22 protein-coding genes are annotated in these 21,169 nt (G+C 49.8%); 16 read left to right on the top strand and 6 right to left on the bottom strand.

The genetic code is table 11. The features are described from left to right. The first annotated feature begins 13 nt into the window (after positions 1-13). The 3 genes from EL645_RS10020 to EL645_RS10010 all read left to right on the top strand — a co-directional run bounded on the left by EL645_RS10020 (position 14) and on the right by EL645_RS10010 (position 3,043). Positions 14-481 carry a hypothetical protein gene (locus tag EL645_RS10020; RefSeq protein ID WP_126549895.1) on the top strand — a complete coding sequence of 156 codons (468 nt, stop codon included), beginning with the start codon at positions 14-16 and terminating at the stop codon, positions 479-481. Positions 482-490: 9 nt separating this feature from the next. Further along, complete coding sequence (gene polX / locus EL645_RS10015) at positions 491-2,251, top strand: DNA polymerase/3'-5' exonuclease PolX (RefSeq protein ID WP_126549894.1); 1,761 nt, start codon at positions 491-493, stop codon at positions 2,249-2,251. A gap of 147 nt (positions 2,252-2,398) precedes the next feature. After that, a complete protein-coding gene (locus EL645_RS10010; protein ID WP_126549893.1) occupies positions 2,399-3,043 on the top strand; it encodes a 50S ribosomal protein L25 in 645 nt (214 codons plus the stop codon). Between the two features lie 82 nt (positions 3,044-3,125). Here EL645_RS10010 and EL645_RS10005 read toward each other — a convergent pair whose 3' ends face one another. Together EL645_RS10005 and EL645_RS09995 are read right to left on the bottom strand one after the other, a co-directional pair. Then, positions 3,126-3,911 (bottom strand): WD40 repeat domain-containing protein, encoded by a 786-nt coding sequence (locus EL645_RS10005; protein ID WP_126549892.1) that lies wholly within the window; start codon positions 3,909-3,911, stop codon positions 3,126-3,128. A 160-nt stretch (positions 3,912-4,071) separates the two neighbouring features. Further along, positions 4,072-4,314 carry a hypothetical protein gene (locus EL645_RS09995; protein WP_126549891.1) on the bottom strand — a complete coding sequence of 81 codons (243 nt, stop codon included), beginning with the start codon at positions 4,312-4,314 and terminating at the stop codon, positions 4,072-4,074. Positions 4,315-4,990: 676 nt separating this feature from the next. On the opposite strand from EL645_RS09995, the gene EL645_RS09990 reads away from it, so the two are divergent. The 10 genes from EL645_RS09990 (at position 4,991) to EL645_RS09945 (ending at position 13,378) form a co-directional block, all read left to right on the top strand. Continuing rightward, positions 4,991-6,274: a glycosyltransferase gene (locus tag EL645_RS09990; RefSeq protein WP_126549890.1), complete on the top strand. Its 1,284-nt coding sequence runs from the start codon at positions 4,991-4,993 to the stop codon at positions 6,272-6,274. Between the two features lie 700 nt (positions 6,275-6,974). Further along, positions 6,975-7,337: a hypothetical protein gene (locus tag EL645_RS09985; protein WP_126549889.1), complete on the top strand. Its 363-nt coding sequence runs from the start codon at positions 6,975-6,977 to the stop codon at positions 7,335-7,337. Positions 7,338-7,604: 267 nt separating this feature from the next. After that, positions 7,605-8,552 (top strand): phosphate ABC transporter substrate-binding protein, encoded by a 948-nt coding sequence (locus tag EL645_RS09980; protein WP_126549888.1) that lies wholly within the window; start codon positions 7,605-7,607, stop codon positions 8,550-8,552. Between the two features lie 146 nt (positions 8,553-8,698). Next, the gene (gene pstC / locus EL645_RS09975; protein WP_161977274.1) at positions 8,699-9,658 is read left to right on the top strand and encodes a phosphate ABC transporter permease subunit PstC; all 960 of its coding nucleotides are present in this window, start codon (positions 8,699-8,701) and stop codon (positions 9,656-9,658) included. Next, positions 9,655-10,110 carry an ABC transporter permease family protein gene (locus EL645_RS09970; protein WP_126549886.1) on the top strand — a complete coding sequence of 152 codons (456 nt, stop codon included), beginning with the start codon at positions 9,655-9,657 and terminating at the stop codon, positions 10,108-10,110. The genes pstC and EL645_RS09970 overlap by 4 nt, the downstream gene beginning before the upstream one ends. A 5-nt stretch (positions 10,111-10,115) precedes the next feature. Continuing rightward, the gene (locus EL645_RS09965) at positions 10,116-10,583 is read left to right on the top strand and encodes an ABC transporter permease subunit (protein WP_246035330.1); all 468 of its coding nucleotides are present in this window, start codon (positions 10,116-10,118) and stop codon (positions 10,581-10,583) included. A 38-nt stretch (positions 10,584-10,621) separates the two neighbouring features. Next, entirely contained in the window at positions 10,622-10,846 is a 225-nt protein-coding gene (locus EL645_RS09960; protein WP_126549884.1) for a hypothetical protein, read from the top strand. Between the two features lie 165 nt (positions 10,847-11,011). Then, on the top strand, positions 11,012-11,803 hold the full coding sequence (gene pstB, locus EL645_RS09955; RefSeq protein WP_126554110.1) for a phosphate ABC transporter ATP-binding protein PstB: 792 nt from the start codon (positions 11,012-11,014) through the stop codon (positions 11,801-11,803). Between the two features lie 26 nt (positions 11,804-11,829). Next, on the top strand, positions 11,830-12,573 hold the full coding sequence (locus tag EL645_RS09950; RefSeq protein WP_126549883.1) for a response regulator: 744 nt from the start codon (positions 11,830-11,832) through the stop codon (positions 12,571-12,573). A 61-nt stretch (positions 12,574-12,634) separates the two neighbouring features. Then, the gene (locus EL645_RS09945) at positions 12,635-13,378 is read left to right on the top strand and encodes a response regulator transcription factor (protein WP_126549882.1); all 744 of its coding nucleotides are present in this window, start codon (positions 12,635-12,637) and stop codon (positions 13,376-13,378) included. A 74-nt stretch (positions 13,379-13,452) separates the two neighbouring features. Here EL645_RS09945 and plsX read toward each other — a convergent pair whose 3' ends face one another. Both plsX and EL645_RS09935 read right to left on the bottom strand, forming a co-directional pair. Then, a complete protein-coding gene (gene plsX / locus EL645_RS09940; RefSeq protein ID WP_126549881.1) occupies positions 13,453-14,523 on the bottom strand; it encodes a phosphate acyltransferase PlsX in 1,071 nt (356 codons plus the stop codon). Next, positions 14,520-14,906, bottom strand: coding sequence for a response regulator (locus EL645_RS09935; protein ID WP_126549880.1), 387 nt, complete (start codon positions 14,904-14,906; stop codon positions 14,520-14,522). The genes plsX and EL645_RS09935 overlap by 4 nt, the downstream gene beginning before the upstream one ends. 588 nt (positions 14,907-15,494) lie before the next feature. Between EL645_RS09935 and dnaN the strand changes: the two genes are divergently transcribed. After that, positions 15,495-16,634, top strand: a complete 1,140-nt coding sequence (gene dnaN / locus EL645_RS09930; protein WP_161977273.1) for a DNA polymerase III subunit beta — start codon at positions 15,495-15,497, stop codon at positions 16,632-16,634. A gap of 104 nt (positions 16,635-16,738) precedes the next feature. Continuing rightward, positions 16,739-17,932 (top strand): DNA replication/repair protein RecF, encoded by a 1,194-nt coding sequence (gene recF / locus EL645_RS09925; protein ID WP_126549878.1) that lies wholly within the window; start codon positions 16,739-16,741, stop codon positions 17,930-17,932. A gap of 30 nt (positions 17,933-17,962) precedes the next feature. Here recF and EL645_RS09920 read toward each other — a convergent pair whose 3' ends face one another. Together EL645_RS09920 and EL645_RS09915 are read right to left on the bottom strand one after the other, a co-directional pair. After that, on the bottom strand, positions 17,963-18,454 hold the full coding sequence (locus EL645_RS09920; protein ID WP_161977272.1) for a DUF4129 domain-containing protein: 492 nt from the start codon (positions 18,452-18,454) through the stop codon (positions 17,963-17,965). A gap of 20 nt (positions 18,455-18,474) precedes the next feature. Beyond that, on the bottom strand, positions 18,475-19,524 hold the full coding sequence (locus EL645_RS09915) for a hypothetical protein (protein WP_136625191.1): 1,050 nt from the start codon (positions 19,522-19,524) through the stop codon (positions 18,475-18,477). Positions 19,525-19,805: 281 nt separating this feature from the next. On the opposite strand from EL645_RS09915, the gene EL645_RS09910 reads away from it, so the two are divergent. Continuing rightward, entirely contained in the window at positions 19,806-21,161 is a 1,356-nt protein-coding gene (locus tag EL645_RS09910; RefSeq protein WP_126549875.1) for an ABC transporter substrate-binding protein, read from the top strand. Positions 21,162-21,169 lie beyond the last annotated feature (8 nt).

Below are 21,169 nucleotides of genomic sequence, written 5' to 3'. Positions count from 1 at the left end.
ATAGAATAAGAGCATGCGAAACGAATTATTATCCTGGTTTGCCCGTGAGGGACTCTTGTTGACGAACGTGGTCTCGCCAATGGAAGATCCTGAACACGACGAAATAAAAATATCAGTGCGTGCGCCACTACTGGCCTTGAGTCGCAGCAGCACTGACTTTCGGGAATGTCCTGATCCGGTGCTCTTTGGCTATCCAGAATCATCGCTTGAGATGATGAATCTGGATGATATGAATGAGTTTGTGTTGAGCTGGTTTGAGCAAGCCGTTGAGGCAGGCATGGCACGTTGCTTTGTCTGCAATCAGGTACTTAATATGGGTGAAGAAAAACCATGGGATGCGGTTTTTGTCTCACATGATATGTATTGCTGGCTGCTGGTCCACTTTGATTGTAAGCGCTATTTAAATCGAGATTTAAAGGGACGGCACCCATTTGAAGTATCGGCCCAGCCACCAGAGTTTTTTGATTTGCGTCTCATCTGAGAGGTTTTTATGGATAAAAATCAAGTTGCTAACTTACTGGAAGAAATCGCGGTCCTGCTGACTTTAAAAGATGGAAGTAGCGTGTTTGAGATCCGTGCGTACGAGAATGCTGCACGGGCGCTTGGGTCGTTGGAGGGTGATATCGGGAAACTGGTCCAGGAGGGCAAGCTCAAGGGAACGCCTGGTCTGGGCCCGACGATTATCAAGCGCATTGAGGAGGCGGTGCAGACTGAGCATATCGCATTCTATGATGAACTGGTGGCGAATACGCCCCAGATCAAGCTGGATATGCGGCGTATTCCGGGTGTGGGTCCTAAGCGCATCAATATGATTTATCAGCAGTTGAATGTTACTACCCTGGCCGAACTGGAGCAGGCATGTAAGGACGATCGTGTGGCGCATCTGCCTGGTTTCGGTAAGAAAACGCAGGATAAAATTCTCCAGGGACTCTCTTTCTTAAGCCAGCATGCCGATCGCTATTTATATGATGTGGCGGAAGTGGAGGCGGAACGCATTCGGGAAGCCCTGGCTTCTCAACCCGGCGTAGTACGCCTGCAGGTCGCGGGCAGCCTGCGCCGTCGGCGTGAAACGGTCAAAGATATCGATATGGTCTTAAGCGTTGATGACCAGGCGAGCAGTGACGTGCGGCGTGCAATTATGGATTTCTTTACCAGTCAACCATCGGTGAAGGCGATTACAGGCAAAGGTGAAACCAAATCCAGCGTCGTGCTTAATAGCGGGATCGCCATGGACCTGCGACTGGTTGGCGATAGCCAGTTTCCCTATACCCTGCATCATTTTACCGGTTCGCGCGAACACCATATTCCGTTGCGCCGTCGCGCCTTGAGTATGAATATGACCATTAACGATTATGGGCTGTTTAAGGTCGAGAATGGCAAAGAGACCTTGATCCCCTGTCAGAACGAAACCGACATCTATCATGCGCTACAGATGGACTATGTAGAGCCCGAGTTACGTGAGGATATGGGCGAGATTGAGGCGGCAGCGCGCCATGCCCTGCCCAAACTGGTGCAGGAAAGTGATCTGCGTGGTGTGCTGCATGCGCACTCAACCTGGAGTGATGGCCAGAACAGTATTCGAGACATGGCCGAGGCTTGTATCGCCCGCGGCTATAGCTATCTGGGTATGAGTGATCATAGCCGGGCCGCCGCCTATGCCGGTGGATTGAGTCCGGATGATTTAAAGCGCCAGGGTGAAGAGATTGATAAACTAAACGAAGAATATGCTGGCCGCTTTCATATCTTGAAGGGGAGCGAGTGCGACATCTTGCGCGATGGCTCATTAGATTTCCCCGATGAGGTGCTGGCCAGCCTGGATTTTGTTGTGGCCTCCATCCATAGCAATTTTAACCTCTCCCAAGAAGAGCAGACGCAACGTATGTTGCGTGCGATAGCCAATCCTTATGTAGACATAATTGGCCATGCCACCGGACGTATCCTGCTCGGCCGTCCTGGTTATCCACTGGATCTCGACCAGGTGATCGATGCCGCGGCCCAGCATGGCACCTGTATTGAGATCAACGCCCATCCTTCACGTCTGGACCTGGATTGGCGCTATGTTCGGAAAGCACGCGATAAAGGTATCAAGATACCGGTGGACCCAGATGCCCATGCACTTGCAGGTATAGACGATATGCGATATGGTATAGGGATCGCACGCAAGGGCTGGTTACGTACTGAGGATGTACTCAATACGTTGGATTTTGAAGCGTTAAGGGCCTTCTTTCACGTAAGAAGAAGTAAGAAGTAGTTCTCCAGAAAGTGTGTCGATAAAAGATACTATCATCCTCTTTTTTAGGGATGACTTGATGAGCCTGGTAAAACTGCTCAAGATTCCGTCCCGGTTTCTCCTGGGATTGAATATATATCAAAAAACGGAAAGAGGAAGAAGTTAGTTATGGCAGAAAAAACTGTATTAGAAGTTCAACCAAGAACTGTTATGGGAAAAGCGAATAAACGTTTGCGCCGCGAGGGATTCATTCCCGCCAATGTCTATGGACACAAGGAGACGCCAACGCCAATTCAGCTTGATGCAGTGACCTTCGACCGTCTACGCCGTCAACATGCTGCGCGCAATATTATCACATTGCGCTTACCAGATGCTCCTGAGCAGACGGCTCTGGTTCGTCATGTCCAGCATGCCCCTACTGGTGAGGTGTTGCATGTGGATTTCACCCGTGTGAGCATGCGTGAACGCCTTGAGGTTAAGGTGCCCCTGCATTTTGTAGGTGTTGCCCCTGGTGTTAAAGTCGAGGGTGGTGTGTTACTGCACCTACTCGATTCTCTGGCGGTAGAGTGCGCTGCCTCTGCTATTGTAGAGAGCCTGGATGTGGATATCACGGCTTTGACCGATATCGATTCAACCCTGCACGCCAAGGATGTCAAGTTGCCAGCTCGCTATAAGCTGATAACAGATCCTGAGGAGCCAATTGTGAAGGTTTCAGCACCACGTGTTGAGCTGCCCGAGACCGCTCCAACTGAGGCTGCTGAGGCTGCTCCGGCTGAAACGCCTGCTGCCGCTGCCGAAGAAGAAGCCGAATAACCCTATTAAGCAAGCGAAACAAAACGGGCGTCCAATGCTGGACGCCCGTTTTGTTTCGCTTGCCGTTATCCACTGGTGTTTGCTATACTGCCTGCCATATACGCACTGTATGGTCATCACCAGCCGACGCAATCTGTTGTCCATCAGGCGACCAGGCGACCGCGCGGGCAGGAGCACTATGCTCTGTATAGGTATAGCTCTGTTGTTTAGTATTAACATTCCAGATGTGTACAGCATTTTCATAACTTGTGACCGCCAACTCCGTGCTGTTGGGCGACCAGGCAATTGCATGCGCGTGTATCTCATCAAAAATGCCATTCAGATTTGGATCTAATTGTCCGGGAATGGTTAATACTAGCTGGTCTTGTTTTACATTCCAGATATATATCTGCTGCTTAATATCTTCATACGCTATATATTTGCCATCGGGCGACCAGGCGATAGAGTTGGGGAAGTTGGCTGGATAGTATTTGATAGCTGCACCTGTCTGTGTCGACCATAATTGTAGTGAATGTCCTGCTTGACTGGCCGAAGATACTGCCATCTGCCCATCTGGTGACCAGGCAAAAGCCCTGGATGTGTTTGGACCACCCTGAGGATATTTTGCCACCCTTTGCCCACTGTTGGGATCAGTGATCTGTGCCATATCACTACCAGATGTGCCGAGATATTTACCATCAGGGGACCATGCTACCTCAAGAGCATGTGAGAAATAGAAATTATTGGACCCCTGTATATAGCTCAGGAGCTTGCGGCCTGTCATTGGATCAAATATAAAAACTTCGGCCTGTGAGCTTACTCCTTGGGTCGATACAAGCGCTACTTTTTGCTCGTTAGGTGACCAGGCAACAGAGATTATCGCACTCACAAAGTTGTCATTAAGGGGGCTAACATCTCTACCACTTTTAGCTTCCCACACATGGGCAGTATTGTCTACTAACTGCTTCGTATTTAGTGTGCCACTTCCTGAGAGAATATATTTACCATCGGGCGACCAGCAAATATCATAGACCGTGCTTTGATGGCCTTTATAAACGAGAGCTGTCGTTCCCTGTGAGGGGGTGCGCTGCTGGTGCTGGCGCAGAAGATGCTGGTGTAGAAGACGTTGTGTTGCTTTTAGCTGTCAGTGTTACGGTCTGGCTCTGACTATCTGATGTAAAAGGGCTGCAACCGATCAGCGTTAGCGTTCCAGCCAGGCCAGTTATGGCTGTAATAGCCTGGCGCCGGGTTAAATGTGGAAGCGCTAATGGCGTGTCTATTTTTTTGTGCACAGTAATACTCCTTAAAAATATATATACTATAGTTCTTTTAGAATTATGGTAAATGAAGATAGATACAGCAAATTAATGGACATGCTTCTTTCGAATTATATATTTATAATTAACGATATAACAACTGCAAAAAATGTGAATTATTTCATAAGATAGAAGTGAGATATTTCACTTTAATTGGGATTGTTGAATCCCTTTTTATTTGCTAACAACCAGGTGCGACTGGCTCATTTGCAGGGCTTCTTCACGTTCGTCTCTTTCAGGTGTGGAGTGTGGAGTGTGGAGTGTGGAGTGTGGAGTGTGGAGTGTGGAGTGTGGGTGGTGGGCGGCCGCGGCCGCCCACCACCCACACTCCACACCCGGCGCCGCAGGCGCCAAAGAGGAACATGAAAAACCCCTGGCTCATTTGGAGGAAATTTTTCACTTCTTGAACAGATTGTGATATCCTAAGGACGTATGCTTTGGTGTCACAATAGCTAAGGCCTGTCTTTCTCGCTTGAATCCTATTTGAACCCTATAAATGGGCTATGATCGAAAAGAGCCGAGTCGAGAGTAGTAACCTGAAGCGTACTGTATGATACATAACGTTTGTAGCTTAATCTGTGTATGGCAGTGTCCCTTGTGGGAAGTGAGTGGTAGATATGCGTATAATGATTGTAACTGATCAGTATCCCCGATGGTGGGTGGTGTTCCTATGGTAACTCATGGGCTGGCGACCGATTTTGCCAATCGAGGACATCAGGTGTGGGTGGTTGCTCCCAGTTATGGGGCGCGCGATGTACGTCGTATGGAACAAAAGGTACGTGTCTATCGTTTCTCTTCGTTTGAATGGCCTACCTACAAAGATTTGCGTATTCCATTCTTACCATTTGTACCTGTGCGTAATCTGATCAAGCGCTCTGACCCCGATATTATCCATATACACTCTCCTATTGTGCTTGGCAATATTGCCCAGTTACTGGCTGGTGGTTTGCGTAAACCTGTGATTACCACCAATCATTATCTACCTATTAATATGAGTCGTTCGCTCAGTGCAGATCCCTTTATTGGCAAGCATTTTAGCAATATCACCTATTCTTACCTCATCAATTTTTGTAATCGCTGTGAATATGTGACCGCGCCAACCATGACCGCCCTGAATCTGCTTTATGAGCATGGTCTAAGGGCGCCCGCAGCCGCTATTTCAAATGGGATCGATCTGCAGAGATATCAGCCTGGTGAGCCTGAGCCTCAGATTTTACGGCAATTCGGCCTGCCAGAAGATAAACCTTTGATCCTGCATGTCAATCGTCTGAGTGAAGAGAAGCGGGTCGATGTCTTGTTGAATGCAGTTGCTCGCATGAAGGCTGATGCCCATGTAGCCCTCGTGAGTTCTGGTCCTGCTGAAGCTGAACTGCGAGCCCAGGTGGAAGAATTACGTATTGGGGATCGGGTCAGCTTCCTGGGCTTTGTGCGCGATGAAGATCTGCTCTCATTACGTCGTACTGCTTCATTCTTTGTGATCCCTTCAGAAGCTGATCTCCAGAGCCTGGCGACCATGGAGGCGATGGCCTGTGGTCTGCCGGTGATTGCTGCCAATTCGTATGCCCTGCCAGAATTGGTACATCATGAGGCCAATGGTTTCTTATTTACACCTGGAGATAGTGATGAGCTGGCTGCGCAAATGGATATCTTGTTGGGAGATGCTGAGCGGCGGGCTCAGATGGGTCAGCAGAGTTTGCAGATTATTTCCGCCCATGATCGGGTCAAGGTACTGGATATCTGGGAAGATCTCTATCGTCGCCTCTCAATCGAATTCAAAGAGCAGAAGATGCTACGCCAGCATATGCGTACCGCCCAGAAATATCCTGGTTATATGGCCGATGAGGTTAAGAATGTAAAACGTCCACGTATCCGCCGCACAGGTGACCTGGGCCTGGACCAGACCACTTCCCCTCGACGTAAACGCAAACAGAAATAATCAGAGCAGCTAGCGGCTCTGGCCGCATGCTCTACTTTGTGACTGGATTATTTGCCTTTGTGGGTGTTTCCCCAGCGACGATGAAGCAATCTGGCAAGACTGCGCTCGATATCCCAGCGCGTTTGAATGGTCTGATAGCGTATCCATGCTGTAACCAGGCTACGCCAGGAATCCCTCTGTGATGGCGAATTTTGGCCTTCTGGTCTCGAATAAACTGTATGCACAGGTATGGCCGTCAGTGTCTGCTGAAAGAGCCCTCGGGAGGGTATGAGCGCTATTTTAGCACGAAGCTTGTGGATGAATGATGACGCTGTACTGTTTGTTTCCGGGCTGGGCGATTCGTACATTCTGTTCTTTGACTCCCTGGACAGAAATATGTAGCTCACTAAATGGGCATGGTTACCAATGGATAAGAGACCTTCATCCATACGCCTGCTAGTATACTGCCTTTCCTAATATTTGTCCAGTTATTCCATAATGTATGGAAGTACATGAAGGGCTATATCTGGCCGTTTTGTTGACAAAATAATAAAACATGCATTATACTCTTAGGGAAGATTTATCGGTACCTACGGGGCACTTTTTTTTGTGCCTTATTTTAGTGCATGTAGATGTATGGAGTGTGGTGGAGCTGTATCGGTTATCTGATGCAGGTGTCTCCAGGTTGCCGGGGTAGAAGTCCGGGGGAAGGGATAGTGTTATGTTGTCTGATGATGTGAAACCCGTGCCAATGTCAACAGTTGAAGCTGGTCGTAAGGGAGGTAGTACAGTACGCGATAGATATGGTGATGACTACTATCGTCGTATTGGAAAAAAAGGAGGGACCTCTTTAAAAGAGAAGCGTGGTAGTGAGTATTATCGTGAGATCGCCCAGAAAGGTGGGCAGGCCAACGTTAATAAGTATGGGGTCAAGCATTTCTCGGCAATGGGGAAGAAGGGTGGAGATACCACAAAGTCACGCCAGGATCCCGATTTCTACCGCCGCATCGGGAAATTAGGTAGCGCGGCCCGGCGCAAAAAGAAAGACCTGGCTGAACAGCCCTCAGATAAAACCGCTGGCTAGCCAGCCCCATTTTAATTGTTACTACTCATAGCTCTAATCGCCCCCTTTACTGCTCACACATTATATGTGCGCTAGTAAGAGGGGGTATTTATATTAAATGGATGAATTTTAACAGTAAATTAACATATCCATAAAGCATGGTTAATTCAACAATGCTAACTTATGAATGCGACAACAACAGATAAAGAAATTCTAATTCTAGAATTTTCGATTTATTTTCTGCGCGAATAATTTCATGACTCGTTATTAGGAGAGTTAGGAGTATCTATGTTAACAAAGTGGCGCATTGCAATTATTATGACTGCCTTAGCAATGCTGAGTATTCTGATGACCGCTTGTGGTGCTTCAACCGGCAGCGCACCAGCAGCTAATACACCAGCTGCAACCACTGCTAGCACAACCACGGCCAAGATCGATTGTGTTTCTGGCACATTGAGCACAGGTGGTTCAACCGCTCTGGGACCCCTGGTCCAGGCTGCTGCGAAGAGCTACCAGAGCCAGTGTCCCGGCGCGAATATTACAACCCAGCTGACAGGTAGTGGCGCTGGTCTGAAAGGTGTCCATGAGGGCGGCCTGCAGATTGGTAACTCTGACAACTTCGTCAGCCTGAAAAAGAATCCAGAATATTCTGACCTGACCGATAACCAGGTTGCTGTTGTTATCTTTGCTGTAATCATCAATAAAGACGTCACTGGTGTAACCAACCTGACCTCTGATCAGATTAAAGGTATCTTCACCGGTAAAATTACCAACTGGAAACAAGTTAGTGGCCCTGATCTGCAGATTGCTGTCATCAGCCGCCCTTCTGGTTCCGGTACTCGTAACACCTTCTCGAAATATGTTCTTGGTGGTTCTGACGAGACCGTCTCTGGTGCCAGCCATAGCACTGCTAAAACTTCTGGTGACGTTGCTGCCAACGTACAGAGTAAGAGCGGTTCGATCTCTTACGATACCATTGACTTTGCTAAAAAGAACAATCTGACCACTGTCAAAATTGACGGTCAGGATCCTACTCCAACCAATGTAGAGTCTAACACTTACAAATTCTGGAACATCGAGCACATGTACACCAAAGGTGCTGCAAGTGGCCTGGCAAAATCGTTCATCGATTATGTCAAGGGTACAGATGCTGCCTCCTTGCGCCAGCAGTATGGCTTCCTGGATATCAGTTCACTGTCATCCGATGCCCTGGCTGCAAAAACTCCTAAAGCCTAAGTTTCAACTTCAAGCTTGAACTCAGGTGGCGGAAGTCACGTATCACATACTATGTCCCTGGAACAGTCCGCTACAGACTGTCCCAGGGAACATACACGATAACGAATAATCTTAAGCGTGTTCCCTCAGGTAAGGAGTAGTGCATTGTGGCGGCTAATAGTGTGAATGCTCAGGCCTCGCAAGACGTCCGTAGCGTACGAACTCGGCGCAGTCGCGTTAGCGACCAGGTCGCACATAGTATTTTCCTGGTTTGTGCCGTTCTAGTTGTAGCCATTATCTTTGGCGTATTTATCTTTCTGGGCTTCAACGGTTTGAAAATGTTCCAGGATCCAGCCGCGAAGAACTTTTTTACCAGTTCCAATTGGGATCCCACTGCTGATTCCCCCAGTTATGGAGCGCTTGGCTTCATCTTAGGTTCGGTTGTTACGACCTTGCTCTCAATCATTATTGTGACTCCATTGTCTTTTGCCATGGCCCTCTATCTGACAGAGATGGCGCCTAAATGGGTGAATAATTTGTTACGTCCATTGATTGAGATCTTTACGGGTATGCCCTCAGTTATTATCGGTTTCCTGGGTTTGATTGTGCTGGTGCCCTGGTTGACAAAGATCGCGGCTCCCATCGCGCCGAGTGCAGCTAATGCCGGCGTGGGCTGGGGTGCGGCCACCTTAATCCTGGTGGTGATGGTCCTGCCAACCGTGGTGAGCGTCTCGATGGATGCACTTAATGCGGTACCTGCGAATGTACGTGAAGCAAGCCTGGCACTTGGCTCAACCCGCTGGCAGATGATGAAGAGCGCTGTGTTGCCTGCTGCATCAGCTGGTCTGGCTACCGCAGTGGTGTTAGGAATGACGCGCGCGATTGGTGAGGCGCTGGCGGTTGGTATGGTGCTTCAGGGTGATACCCACTTGCCGAATGGCCCATTCTCAATTGGGTGGTTCTTCCAGCCAAATATCAATATCACCAATGGCATCCTGAACTACTTTTCTGAGGCCTCTGGCACAGAGCGCAATGGTTATCTTATGTTGGGCTTTGTCCTCTTGATCATTTCGTTCTTGTTTATCTGCTTGAGCCGTTATATTGCCAGTAGGAGTGTGTATAAATGAGTGCTCAGCAACAAATTTCGCCCGCTTCTGCCGATAATGAGCAGCGGCAACAACGTGTGGCTGCCCTGGAACGTCTGGGTCGTCGGCTCCATCTCAGTAATAATATTGCCAGCAGTATCCTGGCTATTATAAGCGCATTGGTGGCACTGCTATTTATTGTCATTATTGTCAAGCTGCTGGTCGATGGTGTCCCCTATCTGATCAATCCAGATTTTTATGGGACCGACGTCGTTGGTCAACAGATTTTCAATACTATCTATCTGCTGGTTTTTTCTGAGATTATTCTCATACCCATTGCCCTCTCCGCAGCTATCTACCTGGTAGAATATGCGCGCCAGGGACCGCTGGTGACAGTTATTCACTTTGCTGCTGAGACGCTGGCTGGTGTACCTTCTCTTGTACTTGGTTTGTTTGGTTACCTGGTCTTCTCCAGTGTCCTGGGTTTGGGCTGAGCCGCTTGTCTGGTACCCTGACATTGCTCTGCCTCAATTTTCCAGTGGCCTTGCGCCTGTTTGAGGATGCGCTGGTGTCGGTAGCACGTGAGCAGCGCGAGGGGGGCCTGGCTTTAGGCTCAACCAGGTGGCATGTCATCCGTACTGTGGTATTGCCCTCGGCCCTACCGGGTATCATCACCGGTATCGTGCTCTCGGCCGGTAAAGTCATCGCTGAGGCGGCTGCGCTTATCTTTACTATGGGATCCTCGAATCCTTCAAATGTATACACGTTGAATCCCATGATCAGTACTGACAATCTAACGATCCATATCTGGTTTCTTAAAACTGTCGGTGCGGGTACCGTCCCAGAAAATGTTGCCAATGCGGTCTCGGCTGGATCGGCGGGCCTGCTCATTATCATTCTATTAGTGATTAACCTTGGCTCGCGCCTCCTGGGTCGTCTTGTCCAGCGCCGGGTCATGGCTGCTTAACGCATAGTATAAAACAAATGAGAAGTGAGGATCAGCTCATGATAAACATTTCAGCGAATAGCCCTGCTGAAAACATGGCCCTTCCAGAGGGCGCGAATATCTATTCACGCAAGGTCGCACGAAGTGGTCATATCTCTTATGAAGGACGGCCTTACTTCATTAGCAAGGCATTGGCAGGACGTTATATTCGCTTGATTGTTGTTGATGATCGTCTGATTGTTGATGCCGCCATCCCATTGCATAAAGAGTATCCATTGGCCTAGCCTAGCATACAGTACCAATCCATTGTGCTCAACGAGTTATAAGGAGAAGTGATGGAGAAGCAAAGCCAGGATCGGACACATGTAGCTCAGAGCTATCAAGTTCGGCCTCTAGATGAGACGGAGTCCAAGGAAAACATGCCCGCAGTTTCTGATGCCGCTCGCCATATGGGCGAGTTTGACCCGACTAAAACTTTAAATACGTCTGCTAATACAAAGATAGATGTACGTCATACCAATTTCTTTTATGGCCCCAAGCAGGCCTTATACGATGTCTCTTTGCCGTTGCGCGATCGCCAGGTGACGGCCTTGATCGGCCCCTCGGGCTGTGGTAAATCCACCTTCTTACGTACCCTGAATCGGATGAATGATCTGATCCCAGGCACGCGTACCGAGGGAGAGGCGGTATTCGATAACTTTAATATCTATGATAAGAAGACCGATGTAGTGTTGTTGCGCCAGCGTATCGGTATGGTGTTCCAGCGCCCTAATCCATTCCCCAAGTCTATCTTTGAAAATGTTGCCTTTGGTTTGAAGGTGCAGGGCAAATCGCAGAAATTTATTCACGAGCGTGTTGAGGCCAGCTTGCGGGGAGCCGCACTCTGGGATGAAGTGAAGGATCGCCTGAATACGTCCGCCCTGGGACTCTCTGGTGGTCAGCAGCAACGTCTGTGTATCGCGCGTGCTCTGGCTGTCGAGCCTGAGGTACTGTTGATGGACGAGCCTTGTTCGGCCCTGGATCCAATCGCAACTTTGAAGATCGAGGAACTGATCACCGACCTGGTGAAAGATTTTACGATCGTGATTGTGACCCATAATATGCAACAGGCTTCCCGCGTTTCTCACTTTACTGGCTTTTTCCTCAGCGGTAAATTGATCGAAGTGGCGCCGACTGTGGATATCTTTGAGCACCCACATCAGAAAGAAACGGAAGATTATATCAGTGGACGTTTCGGCTAAGATAGACCAGGCAGGAGGCTGCTGCGGTGCGTAAAATACTTGTAGTGGATGATGAAGCGGTCTTAATCGAAGCCATTGCATACAATTTGGAACAGTCAGGCTACCAGGTTATCACGGCCATGGATGGCATGAGTGGCCTGGAACTGGCGCGTAAAGAAAATCCAGATCTGATTGTGCTTGATATCATGCTTCCAGGCATGGATGGCCTGGAAGTATGCCGACAGTTGCGGCGCGAAGACCGTACCGCAACTGTTCCCATCATCATGTTGACCGCTAAGGGTGATGAAATTGATCGCGTGGTAGGACTTGAGGTTGGGGCAGATGATTATGTCACCAAGCCTTTTGGACGTCGTGAGCTGTTGGCCCGTGTTCGTGCCTTGTTACGTCGTGCGGATTATCCTGTGTCGCTGGAAGATCGTTCTTCCACACAGGACGCTTCTACGGATAAAGGGGGGATAGTTCCACCACGTAGTGAACTGGTGGCGGGACCCCTGCGCATTGACCAGGCGGGACGGCGTGTCAATTGCCGTGGGCAAGAACTAGAGCTTCAGCCGAAGCAATTTGATCTGCTCACTTACCTGGTACGCAATCGTGGTACTGTACTGACTCGTGATCAACTACTACACAATGTCTGGGGATACGACTATGCTGGCGACACACGTACAGTGGATGTACATGTACGCTGGCTGCGCGAAAAACTTGAAGAAGATCCGGCCAGCCCCAAACTCATCCAAACTGTCCGTGGCGTTGGCTACGTTTTCCGCTCATAACTTCTCCGTATGAGATTTTTTAGGTAGCCTCCCCAAATACTTTATCGCAAGGAATTCAGCGATGCCACGAACTATTCTGATTGTCGTACAAAATAAAGACCTTGCTCAGCATATCTCTAAAAAATTGCGAGAGGAGTCTTATCTTGTCCACGTTTTAGAGCAAAGCAGCGTGGTCGTTGATCAGGCTTGTAAGCTTGAGCCCTCTTTGATTATTTTTGATGCACAATTGTGCTATGCTGACCATTTTGCTGTTTGCCAGGCCTTGCGCGCAGAGCCACTGACGGCCTCAATCGCGCAATTGCTGCTGGTAAATAGCACGATTGAGATTACCCGTATTGAACATTCTCCCATCCAGATCGATGATTATCTCGTGCAGCCGATCTGGTGGGAGGAGTTGTTGGCGTGTGTTCATACCCTGGTGCGCAGCGGTAAGCGTCGTAGCCAGCATAAGAGCTCTTCGGCGCGACCAGGTATACGCAAGAAGATAATCTATCCTGAAGGAGAACAACTGACGGTTAACGGGCTTTTCATCGATATAGATCACCATCAGGTAACCTATAATGGTCGCTGTATAGAGCTCAATCAGCCGATCCTTTTTGATCTGCTGCTTTATCTGGTCCGTCATCAAGGGGTTGTATTGTCGCGTGAACGGCTGCTCCAGCAAGTCTGGGGCTATGAGCAGGTGGAAGGGTCGCGCACGGTTGATGTTCATATGCGCTGGCTGCGCCAAAAGTTAGAGGAAGATCCCGCTCATCCGCATCTCATTCAGACTGTACGTGGAGTGGGCTATTGCTTTAAAGCCTGATGCTGGTACTGCTCTTATGCTGGTGCGAAGCGGTATGCCAGGCAGCTGTCTGAGCGCCTGGCATTATACCCATGTTATTTATCTACCTGTTGTACCTCGGGCTGAGGCTGCTCGCTCTGTTCTATTCTGGTTAATCCCTCTGCGATTGCCTGGGCCACGCCTGTCTCGGCGGTCTGGCGAGCGACGCGAATAGCATTTTTAATCGCTTTGGCGTTGGAACGACCATGCGAGATAATCGCTGAACCATTGATACCAAGCAAAGGGACACCGCCATATTCGGCATAGTCGAGGCGTTTGAAGACCTTGCGCAAGCCAGGTTTTAAAATGGCGGCGGCTAACTTATTCACTAACGAACTGGTCATCTCCGCCCGGATCAGTCCCAGTAGCGTTTCGGCCAGGCCTTCACTTAATTTTAGGACGACGTTGCCGACAAAGCCATCACAGACCACAATATCGACTACACCGCCAGGTATGTCGCGCCCCTCAACGTTGCCAATAAAATTGATCCCCAGTTTCGCCGCGTTTTGCTTTAATAATTTATGGGTATCAATAACCTGTTGATTCCCTTTACTCTCTTCTTCTCCGTTAGCCAGCAGGCCAACGCGAGGCGATGGGACATTAAAGATACGCTCCATATATATGGAGCCCATCAAGGCAAATTGTTGCAGGTATTCAGGCTTACAGTCGGTATTAGCTCCCATATCGATGACCAGGCAGGCTTTATCTTTGGTTGGGAAGATGCCTCCCAATGCCGGTCGATCGACACCTGGAAGACGTTTGAGCGTGAAAAGGGACGCGGCCATCATGGCGCCGCTATTGCCTGCAGAGACAGCTCCCAGTGCTTTCCCGTCGCGTACTAGCTGTAAAGCCAGAATCATCGATGCATTTTTCTTGCGGCGTACCGCGGTCGCCGGATGATCGTCCATCTCAATTACTTCATCGGTATGAACGATTGGCAGGTCCAATCCAGTCGTGTCATGTTTGGCTAGCTCGGCGCGAATCACCTCTTCGCGCCCAACCAGGTATACACCAATACCATATTCACGGGCCGCCTGTACCGCACCCAGAATGATCTCACCGGGTGCCTTATCGCCACCCATTGCATCCAGCGCAACGCGAACAGGAGCACTTACGGAAGCACTCATGCTTTTCTTCCCCCAGGTTCTCCAATAGTTTGTTTAACAAGTTCAACAAGTTTATCCAGATCAAATGGCTTATAGACAATATGAGCTACGCCAGCTTCGCGAAATTCTTTCTCTTCATTGCCTGCGCCCAGGAAGGCTGTTACCACAATGACCGGGATTTGACGATCAACTGCCATTGTCATCAATTTTAGCTCATCGCGCCCATCCAGGTATGGCATCATCAGATCGAGCATGACGAGATCTGGCTGGTGCTCACGAACTGCGTCATAGAAGCGCAGACTCTGGGTTGTCATAAAGGTCTCGTAGCCTTCATCTGCCAATGCCTCTGTGAGTAAATCAGCGATTGTCGGGTCGTCGTCCATTATAAGGATCTTTTTTGCCATGGGTCATCATCCCCTCATCTCTCAGTAACACGCTATTAAAAGCAATCGTAAACGTCGCTCGTTCGCCGTTACATTTCAGCTGTGGTTGCTTCGTTATTTTGAGGCACCATCTCAGCCTCTCAATCGGTGGCCCTTGTCCATAGAAGGATGGACGCACAGGAATGGGCCTCCCTGCGTAGATAAGTGTATTATAACACCACACGGCGGTGTGTGTACGTTTCGTTCTTAGTTTTTCGCATCAATAGGACTATGTTCTGTGCTGTTTGATTATGGTGGCGGCTTGTTCGTCTGCCTCTTTAAGACAGTTCTTTGTATTATATCTCGTCAATTTTATGATTATCACTAGTCTGCCCCTTTGCGCGATCAGTACGCACTTTCCAATCGGCTGTCAGGTGTCATTTCGGGGGTATGTGTACGATAGATATGACTGGCTTGCAGCAGCGAACCGAAATACTGCTGTTTTGGTGAGCTAGCGTGTTACAGACCTGACAATCAGACCTGTAACACTCGCGTTTACAAGTGTATTCAACATGCGCTATACTAGCGTGGAAATATCTGCGTTTTGGTTGTGTCTGGAGGAAATCTTTCGTGAAAATCACATGTAAGCAACAGGATTTGAGTCGTGGCCTCTCTATCGTAAGCCATGCCGTTTCAAGCCGGAGTACGCTCCCGATCCTGGCAAATATTTTACTGTCAACCGACCAGGGCCGCCTGAAGTTGTCGGCCACAAACCTGGAGATTGGCATTAACTGCTTGATTGATGCAGAGGTCTTAGAGGATGGTTCAACGACGGTTCCGGCCAAGACCTTCACTGATCTGGTGAATAGCTTGCGTCAGGGTCAGGTAGAGTTAACGGTCGCTGAAGAGTCTCATGATGTGAATGTGAAGAGCACTGGTAGTAATGCAAATATCAAGGGAATGGATCCATCGGAGTTTCCTCTCATCCCAAGTGCAGAAGGTGATGAGGAGCCTATTATCCTTGAGGCTGGCCTGTTAAAAGAGATGATCTCACAGGTCGTCTTTGCGGCGGCTGATGATGATTCGCGTCCTGTGCTCACAGGTGTCCTGGTTGAGGTGGCCAATGAGGAAACCTCGTTCGCGGCGGCCGATGCTTTCCGCCTGGCCTTGCGCGTAGCCCCATTGCCTGGCCATACGGCCAGCCATAATAGCATTCTGATCCCGGCCCGCACATTGAGCGAGCTGGCGCGCATCCTGCCCTCCGATGGTGCGGTCCAGATGGTCGTGACGCCTAATCGTAGCCAGGTGCTCTTCCATACTGAGCATATCGACCTGGTCTCGCGTTTGATCGAAGGGACCTTCCCCAATATTAAGGCGGCTATTCCAAAGGAGCATACGACCCGCGCTGTGGTCGAGACAAAAGAATTCGCGGCGGCTGTCAAGACAGTGACACCATTTGCTCGTGATAGCTCTAATATTACGCGTATTAAGATTTCTAGCGGCCAGGGTGATGAGGCTGGAGCTGGCTCTCTGACGCTGGAAGCGACCGCTGAAGATATTGGGAACAATATCACCACTATCAATGCGGCTGTAGATGGTCCCGACCAGGAGATCATTTTTAATGTCAGATATCTGGGTGAAGTGCTGGGGATTCTGGATACACCTGAGGTGGCGCTGGAAGTGACCTCGGCCGCACGCCCTGGCGTAGTTAAGCCGGTAAGCGCGGCTGAATACATTTATGTTATCATGCCAATGAGCACAAATCGCTAACCTTTTTCCACATCTGCTGCTCTGATAAGAATGGAATAGTAGGGCGAGGTTGTCCTCGCCCTGTTCTTTTTATGTTGCTAGTGTAGATCTCCACGGATGGGTGCATGTATCTTTCTCGCCTCTCATTATCGGATTTTCGGAATTACAAAGAATTAGAATTGCCATTGGGCCGGGGGTTATTTCTCTTTCATGGAGATAATGCCCAGGGAAAGACGAATCTGCTTGAAGCGGTGAGCATGCTGGCGACTGCAACCTCTTTTCATGCCTCTAGCGATCGTGAGGTGGTGAACTGGGAGGCGCTCGATCATGTGGCACGCCTGGATGGCACGGTCCAGCGCCAGGAGGATAGTATTCAGCTTGAGGTGTTGATTGTAGATCCTACCCCTCCCACTTTTGCCGCTGCTTCTGGTGTGAATGTAAGCCAGCGTAGTATCGAACTGCCCGCTCATGCGCCTCGGAAGCGCTATAAAGTGAATGGTGTGCCAAAACGGACCATCGATCTGATTGGGCAGATGAAGGTGGTGCTATTTGCTCCTTCCGATTTGCACCTGGTGGATGGTGGGCCCGAGGAGCGCCGGCGTTTTCTGGATCGGGCATTGTGCCAGGTGCAGCCACGCTATAGTGTGGCGCTGGTCAAATATCGTAAAATTGTGACCCAGCGCTCGGCTCTCCTGAAACGTATTCGTGAGAATCAAGAAGATCCCGCTATGCTCAATTATCTGGATGAGCAATTGACCCAGCTGGCCAATCAGATTATCTATGAGCGCAGGCGTATGGTCGATGCTTTGAATGAGCAGGCCAATCAATTCCAGCAAGCGATTAGCGGTGGACGTGAGCAACTACAGATTATCTATCGTCCCTCATTTCGGGTTGAGCCCACCTGGGGCCTGTCTGAGGCTCCACAGCATTATCGCGAACAACTGCGCGAGGCGCGTAGAAAAGAGATTTTGCAGGGCGTCTGCCTGCGCGGTCCTCATCGTGATGATCTGGAGTTCCTGGTCAATGGGGTAAATATGTTATCCTATGGCTCACGAGGGCAACAGCGAACGGCGGCCCTGGCTTCGAAACTGGCGGAGCTGGCATTTATGCACGCCAGCACCGGTGATCAACCTATCTTATTGCTAGATGATGTGTTTAGCGAACTGGATGCTTCGCGCCGTGAATATCTACTCTGCCAGGTCGCTCAGTATGAACAGGTAATGCTGACCTCTACGGATCTGGAAGGCTTTCCATCTGACCTGGTGCAGCGCTCACATCGCTACCGGGTGAATAAGGGTGAGTTGCTCAGTGATGAATAGGGTCGCCCTGTGGGCAGTGCCCTTCCTATGCTATTGGTTACCCTCCGCGCTTTTCCGCTGTAGCGCGAGCCAGCTTTGGTGCATCCTGGCTATCTCTGCATCATCGGGCAGCACATGGCTGTAGCGCGCTGACGTGTATATCTCGGTCACCGTTTGTATCTCTGGCTCAAAGGCTGGCAAAGGTGGGATAAGCCGCTGTTTAAGCTCCTGTGGCGTCTCCGCGTGCTGTCGCCGATAACCTCGACTGGCCGCCCATTGTAGGAAGGCGCGATAGATCGCGCGCACATCGCGCATAATGGGCTCCTCTTCCTCTTCCATACGTTCCTCTAGCTGCACTGGCTGCTCGTCTTTCTGACGGCTAAAACGTTGCCAGAATTGCAGCAGCAGGGTTTTAAGCTGTAGCCAGAAAAGTTCCCAGGACCACAGGCTCTCGTGTATATCCAATGAGCGCCTGGCAATCTTCCGTTTACGTAGCAATATCACGATGACGGTGATGAAAGTGATGATGAGCGCGATCAGCAAGACAATGAAGATTATGCCCGCTATTGATTGTACAACCGGAGGAAATTGGGCGGCCGCTTTTTTGCTTGGGGTTTGGAGGGCGGTATACGATGTATGGTTGGCATGGTAAGTTTCATATGGGGGTCCAGTGGAATCCATGAGACTAAGAATGCCATGATCCAGGCAATGATGTAGACCGCTCCATCATAAACCTTACCGGCTGGAGAAAGAAATTGTTGCACAGCCGCTAGTAGGGTCGGATTGATCGTAATTCCCAGTATTAAGCCAATGATGGCCATAAACAAACAGACCATGCCTACCGCGTAGAGGATCAAGCGATCCTGGGTAAATTTGCTGCCCTGCAATCCTGTCAGGTGTTCCTGGCGCACAAAAATAGCATGGGATAAGGCTCTGGTTAGGAGCGCGAAGGAGAAGAAGATTAGTATTAAAAGGAGCAGGTAGATCTGTTCATATGGAGAAGATGTATTGGGTAGCAGACACACACCCAGAAAGATGACACTGCCCAGAATAATGCCGCGCATCGTCTCGCTGGGCTCCAGTGTGTAGCGCGCGATTTTTATGCCACGATAACAAATTGCATATGAGAGTAAGATCAGACCAACAACAGCAAATGCTGTCTGGTTGAAGAGTAAGAAATCGGATAATAAACTCATCAACCAGGCTGGATTCCATAGTGCCGCGCCGCCAGCATAGATGGTGCCCCAGACCACACAGAGGACGCTAATACCTTGAAATAGAAATGCTAGATTGCCACTATGGGTGCGTGCTGTGCGTTCGTCGTTGTTGCGCAATACTTGATCTGGAAGGATTAAAGCACACCAGGCCGAAACTATCATTAATAGAAACGGCGCCCAGAGGGGCGCAAAGGGTTGAGTCAGTGCGAAAAAATGGAGGCGCGCCAGGCCTATTAGCACGGCTGCTATCCAGCAAGCCTCTAAGGTTGCATAAGCGATTGGTAGCAGTTGTTCACCCCAACTCATTATATCGGCCAGGCTCCGGGGAGGAACAGGATTGTGCGTCTCCTCTTCGGTCTCCGGATCATTGTGCGGCACCAGTGGCATGCTATCCATTTCAGAACCTTTCCCTTGCAAGCTAGCGGCTTCCGGGTAATGCTGGTTTATGCGTCGCGTTTGCTGGCTAAATTGTAAGCTTCCCATAAACTATTGTCAATGCAGCCTGTACATGTGTTTTCTTGCCTTCGGCCTTCAACAAAGTTTTCTACTGTGGTGGGGAAAATGTATTTCGAAGCATATTTTTCCCATCACAGTAGAAAACAGTTCGGCTAAATAAGTATCTTCACTTAAAGGTTTATACTATAAAGAAATAGCGTCCATTAAAAGGAGGACACTGCATGATACCTGAACAGCGCGAAGCTTTAGATACCATCGTTACTAGTATCCGTTCGGGACGCATGACGCGTCGTACTTTTCTTGAGCGTGCTATGGCTGCAGGCCTGAGTGGTAGTGTCGCCGTCTCTTTGTTGGAGGCCTGTGGAGGTTCCAGCGATAGTTCAAAAGGCAATGGGGCTGCCACCAATATTGTCTGGCAGAGTGAACAAGATTCTACCATGACCTACCAGAAGTTGACCGATACCTTTAATAAATCCATTGGCCAGCAGCAGGGGATTCACGTGACCTGGAATCAGGGCCCTTCCAGTACGGATGACATGCTGTCCAAATATACCAATATGCTGCGCGCACGCAATAGCAGCATTGATGTGATGTCGATTGATATTGTCTATCCGGCGCAATTCGCGGCTAGCCAGTGGACCAGGCCGATCACCGATAGCCAGTGGCCAGCCAGCGAGCGCTCAAAGTATCTGCCTGGACCCATTCAAGGCTGTACCTTTAATGGAAAGATCTGGGCAGCCCCGTTTAGGACCGATGTCGGTTTACTCTACTATCGTACAGACCTGATCTCTACGCCACCCAGAAGTTGGGATGATTTGACGGTCGCTGCCCGCTCGACACAGGGCAAGGTCAAATATGGTTATGTCTGGCAAGGAGCTCAATATGAAGGCCTGGTCTGCAATTTTTGTGAAGTAGTCTATGGTTATGGCGGTTCCATTCTGGATGCCAGCGATCCTAAGAAAGTTACCGTTAATTCTCCCGAGGCGCGGGCCGCATTGGAGAAGATGGTGAGCTGGGTTGGTACCATTTCACCTACTGCTGTAACGACCTATCTGGAGGACCCTTCGCGCCAGGTCTGGCAGAATGGCGATGCCGCCTTTATGCGCAACTGGCCCTATGCCTATACGCTCGGTCGAGATCCCTCCCAGTCAAAGGTGGCGAAGAAGTTTGATGTCCACTCGATGCCTTATGGTGGTAACTCGATCACCGGACACTCGGCCATTGGCGGCTGGAACCTGGCGATCAACGCCTATTCCTCCCGTTTTGAGCAGTCCTGGCAGTTTATCAAGTATTTATTGCAACCGGCCGCTCAGAAGCAGACCGCTAGTGAGGCCGGGCTGGCTGTTACGAGGTTGAGCACATACGATGATGCCGACGTGCTCAAGAAAAATCCTCTCTTTGGCAAGCTCAAGCCGATCTTGCAGGCGGCGCTGCCGCGACCGGTCTCACCAAAATATACTGATGTCTCTGACGCTATTCAGCGCCATGTCTACCAGGCCTTGAAAAAGCAGGTCAATCCAGCTGAGGCTCTCAAGGGCTTAGAGGCCGATCTGAAGCAGATCGTTACCTCTGCATAGCATCCGTT

Origin of the sequence: Dictyobacter kobayashii, from assembly GCF_003967555.1 — a bacterium.
Taxonomy (GTDB): domain Bacteria; phylum Chloroflexota; class Ktedonobacteria; order Ktedonobacterales; family Ktedonobacteraceae; genus Dictyobacter; species Dictyobacter kobayashii.
This window is presented reverse-complemented; position numbering and strand designations above follow the sequence as displayed.